Annotated in this window: 15 protein-coding genes; 12 read left to right on the top strand and 3 right to left on the bottom strand. The window is 37.6% G+C overall.

The annotated features are described in order from the left end of the window. The first annotated feature begins 57 nt into the window (after window positions 1-57). Entirely contained in the window at window positions 58-834 is a 777-nt protein-coding gene (locus IEO70_RS15915) for a sulfite exporter TauE/SafE family protein (RefSeq protein WP_190999359.1), read from the top strand. Window positions 835-890: 56 nt separating this feature from the next. Here IEO70_RS15915 and IEO70_RS15910 read toward each other — a convergent pair whose 3' ends face one another. Then, a complete protein-coding gene (locus IEO70_RS15910; RefSeq protein WP_190999358.1) occupies window positions 891-1226 on the bottom strand; it encodes a nitrous oxide-stimulated promoter family protein in 336 nt (111 codons plus the stop codon). 225 nt (window positions 1227-1451) lie between these two features. On the opposite strand from IEO70_RS15910, the gene IEO70_RS15905 reads away from it, so the two are divergent. From IEO70_RS15905 to IEO70_RS15890, 4 genes are all read left to right on the top strand, one after another. Then, window positions 1452-1643, top strand: a complete 192-nt coding sequence (locus IEO70_RS15905; protein ID WP_190999357.1) for a hypothetical protein — start codon at window positions 1452-1454, stop codon at window positions 1641-1643. 296 nt (window positions 1644-1939) lie between these two features. After that, window positions 1940-3451, top strand: coding sequence for a family 16 glycosylhydrolase (locus IEO70_RS15900; RefSeq protein ID WP_190999356.1), 1512 nt, complete (start codon window positions 1940-1942; stop codon window positions 3449-3451). Then, window positions 3451-4815, top strand: coding sequence for a glycosyltransferase (locus IEO70_RS15895; RefSeq protein ID WP_190999355.1), 1365 nt, complete (start codon window positions 3451-3453; stop codon window positions 4813-4815). The genes IEO70_RS15900 and IEO70_RS15895 overlap by 1 nt, the downstream gene beginning before the upstream one ends. A 108-nt stretch (window positions 4816-4923) precedes the next feature. Then, a complete protein-coding gene (locus tag IEO70_RS15890; protein ID WP_190999354.1) occupies window positions 4924-5148 on the top strand; it encodes a YozE family protein in 225 nt (74 codons plus the stop codon). 360 nt (window positions 5149-5508) lie between these two features. On the opposite strand, the gene IEO70_RS15885 is transcribed toward IEO70_RS15890, so the two are convergent. After that, window positions 5509-6462, bottom strand: a complete 954-nt coding sequence (locus IEO70_RS15885; RefSeq protein ID WP_190999353.1) for a linear amide C-N hydrolase — start codon at window positions 6460-6462, stop codon at window positions 5509-5511. 242 nt (window positions 6463-6704) lie between these two features. On the opposite strand from IEO70_RS15885, the gene IEO70_RS15880 reads away from it, so the two are divergent. The 6 genes from IEO70_RS15880 (at window position 6705) to IEO70_RS15855 (ending at window position 12608) form a co-directional block, all read left to right on the top strand. Next, window positions 6705-7415, top strand: a complete 711-nt coding sequence (locus IEO70_RS15880) for a hypothetical protein (protein ID WP_190999352.1) — start codon at window positions 6705-6707, stop codon at window positions 7413-7415. Window positions 7416-7507: 92 nt separating this feature from the next. Continuing rightward, the gene (locus IEO70_RS15875; RefSeq protein WP_190999351.1) at window positions 7508-7678 is read left to right on the top strand and encodes a YozD family protein; all 171 of its coding nucleotides are present in this window, start codon (window positions 7508-7510) and stop codon (window positions 7676-7678) included. A 525-nt stretch (window positions 7679-8203) separates the two neighbouring features. Further along, the gene (gene deoD / locus IEO70_RS15870; RefSeq protein ID WP_190999350.1) at window positions 8204-8908 is read left to right on the top strand and encodes a purine-nucleoside phosphorylase; all 705 of its coding nucleotides are present in this window, start codon (window positions 8204-8206) and stop codon (window positions 8906-8908) included. Window positions 8909-9034: 126 nt separating this feature from the next. Next, window positions 9035-9829, top strand: a complete 795-nt coding sequence (locus IEO70_RS15865; protein ID WP_190999349.1) for a M15 family metallopeptidase — start codon at window positions 9035-9037, stop codon at window positions 9827-9829. 80 nt (window positions 9830-9909) lie between these two features. Further along, window positions 9910-11361, top strand: coding sequence for a lmo1851 family serine protease (locus IEO70_RS15860; RefSeq protein ID WP_190999348.1), 1452 nt, complete (start codon window positions 9910-9912; stop codon window positions 11359-11361). Window positions 11362-11858: 497 nt separating this feature from the next. Next, complete coding sequence (locus tag IEO70_RS15855) at window positions 11859-12608, top strand: AAA family ATPase (RefSeq protein ID WP_190999411.1); 750 nt, start codon at window positions 11859-11861, stop codon at window positions 12606-12608. 23 nt (window positions 12609-12631) lie between these two features. Here IEO70_RS15855 and IEO70_RS15850 read toward each other — a convergent pair whose 3' ends face one another. Continuing rightward, window positions 12632-13345, bottom strand: a complete 714-nt coding sequence (locus tag IEO70_RS15850; protein ID WP_206711624.1) for an AlbA family DNA-binding domain-containing protein — start codon at window positions 13343-13345, stop codon at window positions 12632-12634. 141 nt (window positions 13346-13486) lie between these two features. Between IEO70_RS15850 and IEO70_RS15845 the strand changes: the two genes are divergently transcribed. Then, window positions 13487-14422: a CobW family GTP-binding protein gene (locus tag IEO70_RS15845; RefSeq protein ID WP_190999347.1), complete on the top strand. Its 936-nt coding sequence runs from the start codon at window positions 13487-13489 to the stop codon at window positions 14420-14422. Window positions 14423-14627: the final 205 nt, after the last annotated feature.

The following is a 14627-nucleotide window of genomic DNA, read 5'->3' as shown; positions in this document are numbered from 1 at the left end:
TTTTAAAAATAGGGTAAGGGGTATCGTGTATCCCTTTGCCGAAAGAAGGAACATAGCATGGATTTTACTTTTATCATCGTTATCTTTTTAATCGGTTTTATCGGGTCATTCGTATCAGGAATGCTTGGAGTTGGTGGCTCAATTATTAAGTATCCGATGCTTTTATACATTCCGCAGTTATTCGGAATAGCGGCATTTACAGCCCATGAAGTTTCCGGTATTAGCGCTGTACAAGTATTGTTCGCTTCGATTGCCGGGGTATGGGGCTTCCGAAAAGGCGGTTATTTGAATAAGTCACTCATTGTTTATATGGGAGCGGCGATCTTAGTTGGTAGTTTTATAGGGAGCTATGGTTCAGGCTTTTTATCTGAGGAAGGAGTCAACATTGTCTACGGTGTTCTAGCATTAATTGCAGCTGTTATGATGTTCATTCCGAAAAAGCAAGTCGACGATAAACCTCTTCAGGACATTACGTTCAATAAGGGCTTAGCTGCTGGATTAGCTTTAATTGTCGGTATTGGTTCCGGTATTGTCGGGGCAGCCGGAGGATTCTTGCTGGTGCCGATTATGCTCGTTGTCCTTAAAATTCCAACACGAATGACGATTGCTACGAGTTTGGCAATCACGTTTATTTCTTCCATCGGAGGTACTGTCGGTAAAGTGATGACAGGGCAGGTTGATTATTGGCCAGCTTTCATTATGATTATCGCCAGTGTCATAGCGGCACCGCTTGGAGCGAAAATAAGCAGAAAAATGAACACCAAAGTATTGCAATTCATTTTAGCAATATTAATTGCGGCAACAGCAGTGAAAATTTGGATGGATATTTTATAGTAAATAAGCAGTCTCGTGTATAGAGGCTGCTTATTTCTTTTTAAACGGATACGTTCTCAGTTTGTTTTTCTTCTTCTTGGCAGCTCAGGTGCTTTCCTAAAGTTATCGATGAGATGCATGACGGCATAATACGGATTATGTACGAGTACCTTTGGACCGCTTTTGCGCATAACTTTTTTCACTTGTTTTTTCATATCCGGCTTATAGCAATGGATTTTGCAATTTTTGCATGCCGGTTTTTTTTCCTGAAAAGGGCATTTTTCTAAGCGGAAAAAGGCGTAATCTTTTAATTTTTTGCATTCCTCGCAAAGCTCCTTCTGCTTATGCTCTGACTTGCAATATAGACTGATCATGAGGCTGATTGTTTGTCTTTCTCTCTTCATTCTATCCACTTGTAATCAAACTCCTGTATCTATGATGTCTTTTCTTTTATTGAAAATAATAATTTATACCAACATATTGTTTAGTTATTCACGGGTTTTGTGTATATATCATTACAAACGAACAATAATATTCAAATATTTCACAAAGGTTTCATTATTATCCAATTCACAACGTGGTATTCTTTTGTTAGATGCAAGATACGGTATTGATTAGTCTTAAAGGGGAGAGGGAACATGTATTTTATTTTAGTTATAATGTTGGTTGCGGCAATGTGCGGATTATTTGCATGCGGCTATGCAGTAGCAATCATTAAACAAAAATATGGGAAAAGTTGGCTTCATGCAGTTCCGGTCACAGTTGCGATGTTAATGTTTAATGTGATTTGGGCGTTGCTGGAGATGGGGAAATCCGGTCGCTGGGGCTAAGGGAATAAGAACCATTTCGCATAAAGACAGTATGGAGGCGTAATATTACGCCCTATACTGTCTTTTCTATTTGTTTATCTATGATAGATTAATCGCTAACAAGAAGGAAGTTGATGGAGTACCCTCTCTAAATCAGCTTCTTTTTTGATTTATAAAGGGTAATCGTAATACTAAAAATGTTAATGATAAAAGAATAATCCAAAATTGTATGGTTGTTAAAGCGGATATTACATAGAGTATGGAACATATCTTATACATAGTAAATAGTATAAAGAAAAAATGGAGAAATTAATCTTATGAAAATAATAATATATTATTTACTATGCTTTTTATTCCTTTTGCCGATAATGGCATGCTCCAAGGAGAAAGTCATTACTTCTCTTCCAAATGATATAAAAGAGGATACAGCAAATATAATTTTCATTATGGATGATGGATGGGAGACTCAATATACAGATGGGTATAGGATTTTGGACAAGTATAAGTTGAAAGGAAATATCGGAGTTATCAGCGAAGCTGTCGGTACGCCCGGTTATGCAGATGAAGATCAATTACAAGAAATGTATGACAGAGGGTGGGATTTATTAAATCACACGAAAACGCACGCGGATTTGAGCACATTATCAAAAGAAAAGCAGAGAGAAGAAATAATAGAGGCTAAAAAGTGGTTGAAAAATAAGGGATATACGCGAGGTGAAAAGGCGTTTCTATATCCGTATGGAAGTTACAATGATGTAACACTGGAGGTTTTAAAAGAAGAGGGGTTTCTTTGGGCCAGAACGGTATTGGACGGAGAAAACTATGAGCTTAGTTATGAAGCAAAAACACTGAATTTAGTAACCAGCTTAGATCCTGAGTTGGTAAAAGATAGAGTTGACGCTGCTATTGAGAATAAATCAACACTATTATTTATGACTCATAAATATGGCGATGAAGTTGATGAGTATGACATGTTTTATGATGTGAAATCTTTTGAAGAAATAGTTTCCTATGTTTCGGAAAAGCAAAAACAAGGTGAGTTAAATGTTTTGACCGTTTCTGAGTATCTGGAAATCAGTAAAAATAAAAAAACATTAAAACAGTCATTCGTTGAGCCTATACTCTATGAAGATTTGAGTAAAGAAGAGAAACAACAATTAATTGATGATAAATGGTTAATAGTTTGGAATGAAGATTTTTCTGAATTGGATAAAACAAAATGGAATTTGATTGATGAGGATATCAACTATAACTCTGAATTACAGTATTATCGACCGGAAAATGTAGAAATAAAAGAAAATAGTCTTTATTTAATCGGCAAGGATGAAGATTACCGTGATCATAATTATACATCAGGTAAAGTCACTACAGAAAATAAGTTTGAGCTAATGTATGGAAAAATTGAATTTAAAGCTAAAACAGATTACGCAACAGGATCATTTCCTGCTGTTTGGTTATCCGCTACAGATGAGGATTATTTACCTGAGATAGATATTTTTGAAGCGGTTGGAAAAGAGTACGGTTATGCGTTCTATGTGAATCATTGGAGAGAAGGAGAAAAATTAAAAAATGAGAATACAAATATTCAGCTGACTGACCCCGAAGATTTCCACACATATTCCATTGAATGGAACAAGGATGAGATCAAATGGTTTGTAGATGATGAACACATATTCACATCAACAGAAGGAATACCGAATGAATCAATGTATTTAATAATGAACTTAGTAATTGGCGGGAATTGGCCGGGTTCACCGAATGAAAAGACTAAATTCCCAATAAATTTCGTCATCAAGGATTTAAAAGTTATGAAAGAGGTGACGAAATAGTGTTTCATTGGATAATTCTAATTATAATTTTGATTAGTGCAACTTTTATTGCCTTTCATATGATTAATGGCTTTCTGGCAATCAAGAAACAGATAAAGTATAAACTTAACAAACAATCCTCCCAACAAGGTATATCGGTTTTAGTACCTTGCTTTAACGAAGAAAACACCGTTACTTCCTCAATACAAAGCATAAACAACATACTCACTGAATACCCCAATTTAGAATATATATTCATTAACGATGGTTCAACTGATGACACGTTGATCAATTTAGCAGAAAAGTTGCAGTTGGTTGAAATCAATAAAGATTATGAGGAAACAATTTTTCACCAACCGATGATGAATATATATGAATCAACTCTTTATCCAAATGTATTTGTCTTAAATAAAGTTAATGGAGGAAAAGCTGATGCACTCAATGCCGGTATAAATTTTGCAACAAATGAACTAATTGTCACGTTGGATGCCGATACTTTATTGGACAAAGGTGCATTGCCGATTGTTAATGAAGTCTATACAGATGATAGTGTTATTGCAGGCGGCGGCACCGTTAATATCTTACAAAGTCAAGAGTACACTAAAGGAAAAATGCAATTAAGAAAATTAAAGTTGCTGATCAAATTGCAAATCATGGATTATTTGAAAGGTTTCATCATTTTAAAAGCGTCCTTATCTCGCTTAAATGCATTAAATGTAGTATCAGGAACTTTCGGTGTGTTTAGGAAATCTCTATTATTGGAACTGGGGGGATACCGGGTTACGATTGGAGAAGACATGGATATAACGCTTAAATTTCAATTGTATGCAATGGCTAATAAAGGGAAGAGGATAGTATACATTCCAAATGCAATTGCTTATACAGAATGTCCTGCCACCTGGAGAGATTTGTTCAGTCAAAGAATCAGATGGCATAAGGCTTATGTGGATTGTTTTTTATTATACTCAGGCTCTTTGTTTAAGCGATTTTTTAAAGGTGCATTACCATTTTTCTTCATTATAGACACGACGTTTTTAGGCGTAGGGTTTACAATGTTTAGCTTATTTTATCTTTCATATTTGGCTATTGTTAAGTTTTCAGTTGGTTCATTGATAATTATTTTAATTTATATTGTGTGTATAAGTATCATTAGTATTACAAGTAATTTGCTGGCTTTATATTTATATAAACTGCAGGGAGGCAGATTTGAAGAAAAGAATGCGTTGTCTCTCTTTTTAACAATAATTGCAGATATAATCATTTTTAGGTTTTGCGTTGCAGTTTTCATGGTCCTTGGAACAATATTCTATTTTATTAACCGAAAGAAATGGAATACTGTTTCTCGTACAGGAGAGGTGTATTACAGCAAAGATTCGCGACGTTAAATCTATCCCTATAGAAACTTAATTGAGTTAGAAATTAGGCTTCATGCACTAGACGTTTTCATGTAATTCCGCTATATTAAATAGCAAACAATTATGTATGGAGGCTTAATGGTGAAGTCTTTTTATCAATATTTATTAACATTCCGTCAACCTAAAAACATTGACGATATCACAAAGTTTGCGAGTGATGCATTTTTGGATCATACTTTTCCAAAGCATTCCTCCGATTATCATGAAATAAGCGCCTATTTGGAAATGAACGGGCACTATTTAGACAGCATGCGTATTTTCGATGATGTATGGGAGCAATACGCAACAATATACAACATATAAAGAAGGAAGTTGAATTCATCAACTTCCTTCTTTATTTTAGATAAGTATGTATTTTTGAATGTGAATACTGAAAAAGGACCGGTGCCGGTTTTTCTTAATAGATAAGTATATATTTTAAAAATTAGATAACTGTCTAACCTTACACCTGCCATGCTCGGAGGCCTACAGGAAGTAGGTCATATCGGCGTTGTCACACGACGTGACGGTTTTAGCCGATGTTCATTACTTGCTGTCTCCCCCAAGAAACCAAAGGCGGGTTTCTTGTGTGATTCATCTTAGTCCTCCCGCATGCCTCCTTTTTCATTGAAGACGTAGCAAGGAGCGAAAACAAAAATGAAAAAGGACCGGTGCCGGTTTTTCTTATATATCAAACCATTTATTGTAGTTTCTTCGGACAGCTACTTTTGCCTTTTGTTTATCCAGGTTATATACGACGGACCATTGAGTTTCGCTGGTCAGGCTTACGCCGGGCTCCTGAGCGACCTTCTGTAATAAAGTCATGCAGTCCTTTTCAGATAATATACCGCCTGATGCGTTCCAAGTTTGTTGCAGAATGTCGTAGCGGTCGTAACCGTGGCCTAAGCCATTTTGAATCGGGCTTACATAAAAGTTTGTCGCAATGTTTGTGGTATTTACAATCATCTCACCATTCACATATTCAATCAATTTAGATACTCCGGTTCGATCATGTAATAGAAAATGATAGCTTTTCGTGTCTCCGCAGGACTGCATATCATATTGAGATAACATTTTTATAGCTTCATCTACTGTAGACGCTTTATCCAAAACCATGCGGATGGCGATAACTGTGTTAATCTTTGTCTTTCCGGTATTTTGGCGAGTGGGGATTCCATCTAAAGACAGCACACTAATAGCAAGCCCTTTCTCATTCATTCCATCCATACAGAGGTAGGGAGCAGCCAACAGACGATAATTTTCCTTAGAAACGTCATTCTGACCGACATCTACAAATCCGAGGTTTGCTATTCCTGTTGATGCATATCCTTCTTTTGGCTTCGTTTTGATGACAACAATCCCCATATCCATCAAATAATCAAAGTTTCTTCCATATACATGATCTCCATCTTCTGTAATCGCGGTAAAAGCACTGCACCCGATTCCTTCGAAGTTTCCTTGCACTGTGGCGCCTGCAATGTTTTCGGAGACTAAATGATAAAAATCTGAATCGCTTTTCACACCTCTCTCAAGGAGACTATCAAGATGATAATCAGCATAATAAGTCATTGTGTACAGCTTGCTGTCTCCAAGTTCCTCGATTGATGTAAGCGTTTTTTCTCTGGATGAAACGGTCATTTTTTTCTCCTTTCTTAATCTGTGATATTTTCAGCACCTAATAAGTCTCTTACCCCTTATATAATCTTTTAAACTAACATCAGGTTTGCTTTTACTAATCCTTCAATATAGACAATGAACCCAATCTTACACTTATGGCGATACATTTCGATATTAAGCCCATTACATTCAATATTTATAACACCGAAAAAAACCTCGCATATACTAACGTAAGAAATGCTCTCTTAAGGGGATGTATTGAAATGAGTAATAAAAAAGCACGATATAAAGTAGGTGATACAGTTGTCATAAAAAAGTATGGCACTGTCGGCAAAATAACTGATATTAAATTTCTGGAAGGTTCATTTGTTTATGAAGTGAATTATAGTGAAGGCTTGTTTATGGAGTCCTTGTTAATTCCAATTAGTGAATATGACGGCAAGATCATTCAGGAAAAGGAACAAATCAATATTGAATATAAATATTTTTTCGGCGACCTTGTGCAAGTGTTCGGTTATGAAGAGGAGTATTTTCAAGTAGTCGGTTTTCGGACAGAAATATGGCGCTATAAGGAAAATGCTTGGGAAGACATTGTTTATGAGTTATCCAGACTTTCAGACGGTGAGTGGCTTGAGGCACATGAAGACGAACTGATATTAGTGGCAGATGCAGAGAGTGCAGAAGCGTATTTTCAAAAGCTTGGCTTGTTGTATCCATTAAAGAGCAGCGCTGGTAAAAAGGAAATCAAGGCCAGTCAGACGCTTCGGAAAGCAGAACGGAAAATTCTTCAGGAGAAAAAAGAGAAGAAGCAGCTGATTGATGATTTATTGGATTTATATAATGATTACTCCCAGCTTTATAAAACCTTTCACGACGAAGAGTATAAAAAAGTGATGATTATGGCTTTGCTGAAGCTTAAAGGGCTTACATCGCAGTCATTGACAAAGAAGAAGAAAAATAGCTTTAAAACATAAAATTTGTATTTTTTTCATTTATTGTACTTTTCTGTAAAATGTACTATTATGGATTTAACGCACATAAAGGTAAATTAAGGGAGGCGATCATATTGCGTGAGATTGAGGTTGTTATTGATACAGAGGAAATTGCGGATTTCTTCTTTAGAGAATTAACGAAGCGTGGATATGTACCTTCAACTGAAGAGCTTGAGGAATTGGCGGATATCACATTTGATTACTTGCTTGATAAATGCATTATTGATGAGGAAGAAGAGGAATAATCGAGTGCTGCCGGCAGAATGGAAATCTTGCTCGCTTATGTGTGAAAAATGAAATATTCTGTTTGCTAACTGAGAAGGCAAAATAATCGAACGACGGAGAGGTTGAATCTTCGTCGTTTTTTAAATTGATAAGATTAAAACTATTGAACTTAGATGGATGTCTAGACCTTACACCTCCCATGAAGCCTACAGGATGTAGGTCAAACGGCGAAGACATGCGGACGTAGCGTCCTTAGTCGATGTTCCTTACTTGCAGGCCGCTTCCGCTTTTCGGTTCCCGCATGTCTCCTTTTTCATTGAGGTATATCTAAAGTAGCTTAATCATAATGAAAAAGGACAGGTGACGGTTTTTCTAATAATTTTCGATTAGAAGAACGATATTTTAGTAAGAATAATAATATCCTTCATCACATAGTGTGACAGTTTTGAAGCAGAGCTAATTAAAAAATATCTAACAATTTAAAAATAGTTCTATTGTGTGGTATAGTATTGTTTGGAAAGTTATTTTTAGGAGGCCTATAACATATGAGTGTTCATATTGGAGCAAAAAAAGGTGAAATTGCAGATACAGTACTATTGCCGGGCGATCCGTTACGTGCGAAATACATAGCTGAGAATTTTTTAGAGAATCCAGTATGCTATAATGAAGTACGCGGCATGCTTGGTTTTACTGGTACATATAAAGGTAAGAAAATTTCTGTACAAGGTACAGGAATGGGAGTGCCTTCTATTTCTATTTATGTAAATGAACTAATTAGAGAATATAATGTGAAAAAACTAATCCGCGTGGGAACTTGCGGAGCAATCCAAAAAGATGTAAAAGTTAGAGATGTTATTCTTGCTATGACTTCTTCAACAGATTCAAGCATGAACAGAATGACATTTAAAGGTGTGGATTATGCGCCGGCTGCTGACTTTGAATTGTTAAAAAATGCATATGACTCAGCTACTGAGAAAGGCATGCAAGTAAAGGTAGGTTCAGTGTTCACTGCTGACCAATTCTACAATGATAACTCAGAGCTGGAAAAATGGGCGCAATACCAAATCCTTGCAATTGAAATGGAGACGACTGCGCTTTATACATTAGCAGCTAAATACGGAAGAAAGGCACTTTCGGTACTGACTGTAAGTGACCATGTTCTGACAGGCGAAGAAACAACTTCAGAAGAAAGACAAACAACGTTCAATGAAATGATTGAAGTAGCTTTAGAAGCAGCTATTAAAGAATAAGGCGTTTAGTGTGTGAATGTCTATGTTATTATCGCTGATCGGTTACATGAAATCGATAATAGCTGGACATTCTTTTTTATTCATCGTTGCGGCTCAAGATGAACATGATGAGAGGTAGACAAGCATATGATAAAAACAAAAATAACAATTGCATTGGCCGCTTTGTTGTTGGTGACCGGATGCCAAGGGCAGGAGAGCAGCGAAAAAGAGCAATCGGCGGAAACAGAACTTTCTTCTGAGCAAATTTCAGGTTCGCAAAAACAGGCAGATAATACATTGACTTTACCTGCTCAATACTTCAATCAAGTAAAGGAAGTTGGCGGCAAGAATGTAATCCAAAACTATGAGAACATTTTGGCGCTTGTTAATAAAACATATTACTTACCGGATACATATATACCTTCCGATTTGGTTCGCGCTGATGTTGAATACTCCTTCGGGGATGCTGAAGTAGAGAAAGCATTGTTACGTCAGGAAGCGGCAGTTGCTCTTGAAAAAATGTTTACAGCTGCTGATGATGACAGTATAGAACTTTATGCTGTATCAGGCTATCGTTCATATGTGCGCCAAGAGGAAGTATTCAACGCTGAAGTAGAGAGAAGCGGCGAGGAGTATGCGTTGTCAGTTGTGGCGGTACCCGGACAAAGCGAACATCAAACCGGACTGGCTATGGATATATCGGCCCGCTCTGTTGAATTTGAGTTAACGGAAAGTTTAAAAGATACAGCCGAAGGACAATGGCTGGCTGAACATGCTCATGAATACGGCTTTATTCTTCGCTACCCGGAAGGGAAAGAAGAAATTACAGGTTACAGCTTTGAACCATGGCATTTCCGATATGTCGGTACAAACATCGCTCAAACGATCTATGACAAGAAGCTGACTTTAGAAGAGTACTTCGAAATTGTTAAGGAAATTTAGGTTGAAATCAATATCGCTTAATATTGCCGAATGGTATAGAAAAGCGTTTTTCTTGTATATACGCGAAAGAGGTGAAAAATATGACAGAGGAAAATAAACAGGATAATAACGAAAGTAAGTATTTTAAAATAAAGAAGTTTCACTTCATTATGGGTGTATTCCTTGTTGTTTTTCTATCAGTAGGCATAACTGCAGCTGCGCTATTAGTCGGTGATGAAAAGGTGCAGCCGACAATTATAAATGACCGGGAAGAGTTTGCTCGTCTATATGAAGCATATGACATATTGCAGGAGAAGTATTATAAAGATCTTGATGATGAGGCTCTTGTAGAGGGAGCGATTGACGGGATGGTCGATGCGCTGGATGACCCATATTCAGATTTTATGAATAAAGAAGAAGCGAGTAGCTTTAATGAAGTCATTTCGTCTTCTTTCGAAGGAATCGGTGCTGAAATTACTCAGCAAAACTCTAAAATTGTCATTGTTTCTCCTATTAAAGGAACTCCGGCAGAAAAAGCAGGGCTGCAGCCCAATGACGTAATCGTGAGCGTAGATGGTACTGATTTGACTGGTGTCAGCTCTTCAGAAGCTGTTAAATTGATCAAGGGAGAGAAAGGCACGACTGTAACACTCGTAATTCAACGAGGAAGCGCAGAGCCTTTTACAGTAAAACTGGTAAGGGATACAATTCCAATCCAAACAGTCTATGCTGAAATGTTGGATAACGGAATTGCTCAAATTCATTTGACTACTTTCTCTACTTCAACAACAGATGAATTAGTAGCAGCGCTTGAGGAAATGAGCAGTCAAGGTATGAAAGGTCTTGTTCTCGATTTACGTGGTAACCCTGGCGGCATTATGGAACAAGCAATCAATATTGCCAATATGTTTGTTCCTGAAGGTAAAACGATTTTCCAAGTGGAAGATCCAGATGGAAATCGTCAAGTGTATAAAGCAGATGGCAGCGATAAAATCGATGTTCCAATCGTTATATTAGTAGATAACGGCAGCGCAAGCGCTTCGGAAATCGTTGCAGCGGCAGCTAAAGAGTCTGCTGGAATTAAGGTTATCGGCGAAACAACTTATGGTAAAGGAACAGTGCAAACAGCTCAAGAATTCAATGATGGTTCTAACTTGAAATATACGTCTGCTAAATGGCTGACTCCTGACGGCAATTGGATTCACGAAAAAGGAATCCAGCCTGACGAAGCTGTAGCACTGCCTGAATATGCTCAGCTTACGTACATCTCGCCGGACGTACAACTTGGAGAAGGCTCTAATGCGACAGAAGTGAAAGTTGCAGAGCAAATGCTGGAAGCACTTGGATACAATCCTGGTACGGTCGACTCGTTATTTGATGAGAAGACACAAGCAGCTGTTGAACAATTCCAAAAAGATGCTGAACTTGAAGTGAATGGAGTACTGACTGGTGATACAACGACTGCTTTAATGAATAAGCTGAGAGAATTAATTCTTGAGAATGATACACAGCTTGAAAAAGCAGAGGAATTGTTAAGCACTTCGAATAATTAATGAAAAAAATCCTTTCTTTAAAGGCAGAGGTGTCTTTAAAGAAAGGATTTTTCTTTTTCCGGAGTGTATTTATTTTGTCTAGCTACAGCGGACAGCCAGTTTTCTTCTTGGATAATCTCCCTTGAACTGTCAAATTCATGACTGCTAAGTGATGAATTTGACAGCTCAAGGTCATAAGCCAAATCACTCCAGATATTTTACAATTTCCTACGCGATTCTTCTTATGCAGGTCAGAGGCTCTCAGGACGAGAGTCACAGTGACGAAGATATGCGGACGTAGCGTCCTTAGTCGCTGTTCCTTACTTGCGGGCTGCTTTCGCTTTTCGGTTCCCGCATGTCCCCTTTTGATTTTCAGCATATTTAAGATGGTAATTAGATGAAGATGGCTGCCATTTCCTAAGTAGGTGCCCTAACAAAAGGACTAGTGCTGGTTTTTCTTAGACCTTTTTGGAATTTTTAGGTATAATGACGATAACCATTAAAGGGGAGGGATTAAGCTGGACGATTTTCATGCTTTATTTATTCGAGGCATTTCATTGAAAGGTGAGAAAGTTCCTTCATTTTCAGCGTATCCCTTTCATTTGCCGGCTGTTTCAGCATTGGAGGAGTTGCGTTTTTCACAGCCGGTCACGTTTTTTGTCGGTGAAAACGGCAGCGGTAAGTCGACGATATTAGAGGCGATTGCTTCATCTTATGGCTTCAACCCGGAAGGCGGCACACGAAATTTCAATTTTTCTTCCTTTCAATCGCATTCTAATCTTGATGAATACTTGACCGTAATAAAGGGTGTATTTCGACCGGAAGACGGCTTTTTTCTGAGAGCTGAAAGCTTTTATAATGTAGCTTCGGAGATTGAAAAACTCGATGACGATGGAAAATTAATTGGCAGTTATGGCGGCATATCCCTGCATGAGCAATCGCATGGTGAATCGTTCATGTCGCTGTTTTTGCATAAATTCAAAGGGAACAGCCTGTATATTTTAGACGAACCGGAAGCCGCTTTATCACCAGCCCGGCAAATGACGATGATTGCGAGAATGCATGAATTGGTGCTTGCGGGCTGTCAATTTATTATCGCTACGCACTCGCCGATCATTATGGCGTATCCGGAAGCCGAAATATATACGTTAAATGAAGATGGATATACGAAGATGAGCTATAAAGAGACAGAACATTATCAAATTACAAAGGCGTTTTTGAATGCGCCGGATCGGATGCTTAACATATTGCTTGAGGAAGAGGAATAACGGCTGTGACCTGACAGCCGTTATTAATTAAGAAGGGCCAAATAACTGCGAATTTTCCTTTTCTTGTCATCAATCAGCTCTTGGAGAAACTTCTTATACTCCTCGTTTTGGTTAGCTTGCAGCTCTTCATACAAAATATTTAAATGCTGCAAATGATCTCGTAAATTGTAGTCTTCAAAACCGGAACCGCCTGATTCTACTTTGCGTAAAATAATCTCAACCAACTTTTCGTAATTCGCTTCAATAGATTTCGTTCCTTGGCGGATATAGATTGCGCCATATTTTAATTCACCTTGGTTGACGACAGATGTGTAGGGCACATATTTTGGGTCATATTCAATGATCAATACTTGAAAGGTTTTGCCTTTTAGTTTATCATGTGTCCTCATCGGAAAAATAAAATCTTCTGTTCGATATTTAATATATTTAGGAAGCAGATGCTCAAGCTTATTATCAATATCGGCTTTGTCTAAAACATCTCCCGGATGCAATCCTTCAAGAACGGGAGTGCCATCATCAAGCTGATTCACTCCGACGATAATGCAACCTCCTCCGGAATTGGAAATTGCTAAAATGTGTTTAGCCAGTTTTGTCATATCAATCCATTTTAATTTGAAATCAAGAAAATCCGTTTCACCTGTATTATGGAGAAGCAGTTCCTTCAAGTTATCCAAAGTCGGTTCGAGCATAAATTGTTTTAAAGTGAGCGGATAAATATTTGAATAAAATATTTTCATTGTTTCACCCCTTAGTTTTCATTATAATTATTTACTAACAGTCTTGTAATCAGTAAAATAAAAATAATATACATACAGCTCAAACATCTGGCGAATATCAGATTTTTTATAAAGAAAATGCCTATTTAAAGGAGAATTACAATGAAGTCTACAGAGGTTTACATTATAGGAGGGTTTCTTGGAAGCGGGAAGACAACCTTGCTGCAGCATATAATTCAGCAAGAAAAAGAAGCTGGTAGAAAGATTGCGGTTTTGCTGAATGAACTCGGAAGTCTTAGCATTGATTCCGCTCTTATCGAGGATCAAGGTGTACCATTCCGCGAAATGTTTGATGGATGCATTTGCTGTACGATTTCAGAAAAATTGGAAGCGCAGCTACATTCAATGCTTCATGAATATGAATTGGATGCGATTTATATTGAAACAACCGGGGCGGCCCACCCTGTGGAAGTGGTCGATAGTATTATGTCGCCGCTATTGGCTGATCGCTTGAATTACAGAGGGATTATTACCGTCGTCGATATATCCCGTTGGAGCGAAAGAAGCAAGCTTACGCCTCAGATTAGACAGTTGCTAGTCGAGCAAATAGTCCATGCGGATACAATTTTGCTGAATAAAAAGGATATTTTGACAGAGAGTGAAAGCAGCAAAGTATTGTTTGAAATTCAGGCGTTAAACAGTGAGGCCCTTTGCCTCTTCACGGATCACAGCAAAATTTCCTTGAAAGATTTTCAGAATAGGAAATTTTCCTTGAAGGAAAAATCAGCAACTTCTAAGCATAGTATTGCTGACTTGCAATTGCAGACAATTATTCATACATTCAAAACTTCAATATCGTATGAGTCTTTCGAAAAGTGGCTGCGCGGATTACCTGATACTGTATATCGTATAAAAGGGTATATCGGTTTTACCCATTCACAATATCCTTTCTTATTTCAATATTCTTATGGCACGCCTGTTATGATTCAGGAATTGATTAAAATGCCTTTAAACATTGTCATTATCGGACAGAACTTAGATAAAGACATGATTATTGAACAGCTTAGAGCTTTGGAGAAAGAATTAGAGATTGAGTAAATGAAAGAGGCGCGAAAAGTACTATTTCAACTTTTCGCGCCCCTTTTTGTTTTTAAAAAAGGACCGGTAACGGTTTTAAAAAACAATAAGAAACCATCTATTTCTGAACTTAGATAGCTGTCTAACCTTATACCTGCCATGCTCGGTCCTAAGCCGTTTCGAACAAGAAACCAAAGGCGGGTTTCTTGTCGCCCCGTCTTAGTCC

The organism is Peribacillus faecalis, assembly GCF_014712675.1.
In the GTDB taxonomy this organism is placed as follows: Bacteria; Bacillota; Bacilli; order Bacillales; family DSM-1321; genus Bacillus_AD; species Bacillus_AD faecalis.
The sequence above is the reverse complement of the archived record's forward strand: the minus strand, read 5'-3'. Positions and strand labels throughout refer to the sequence as shown.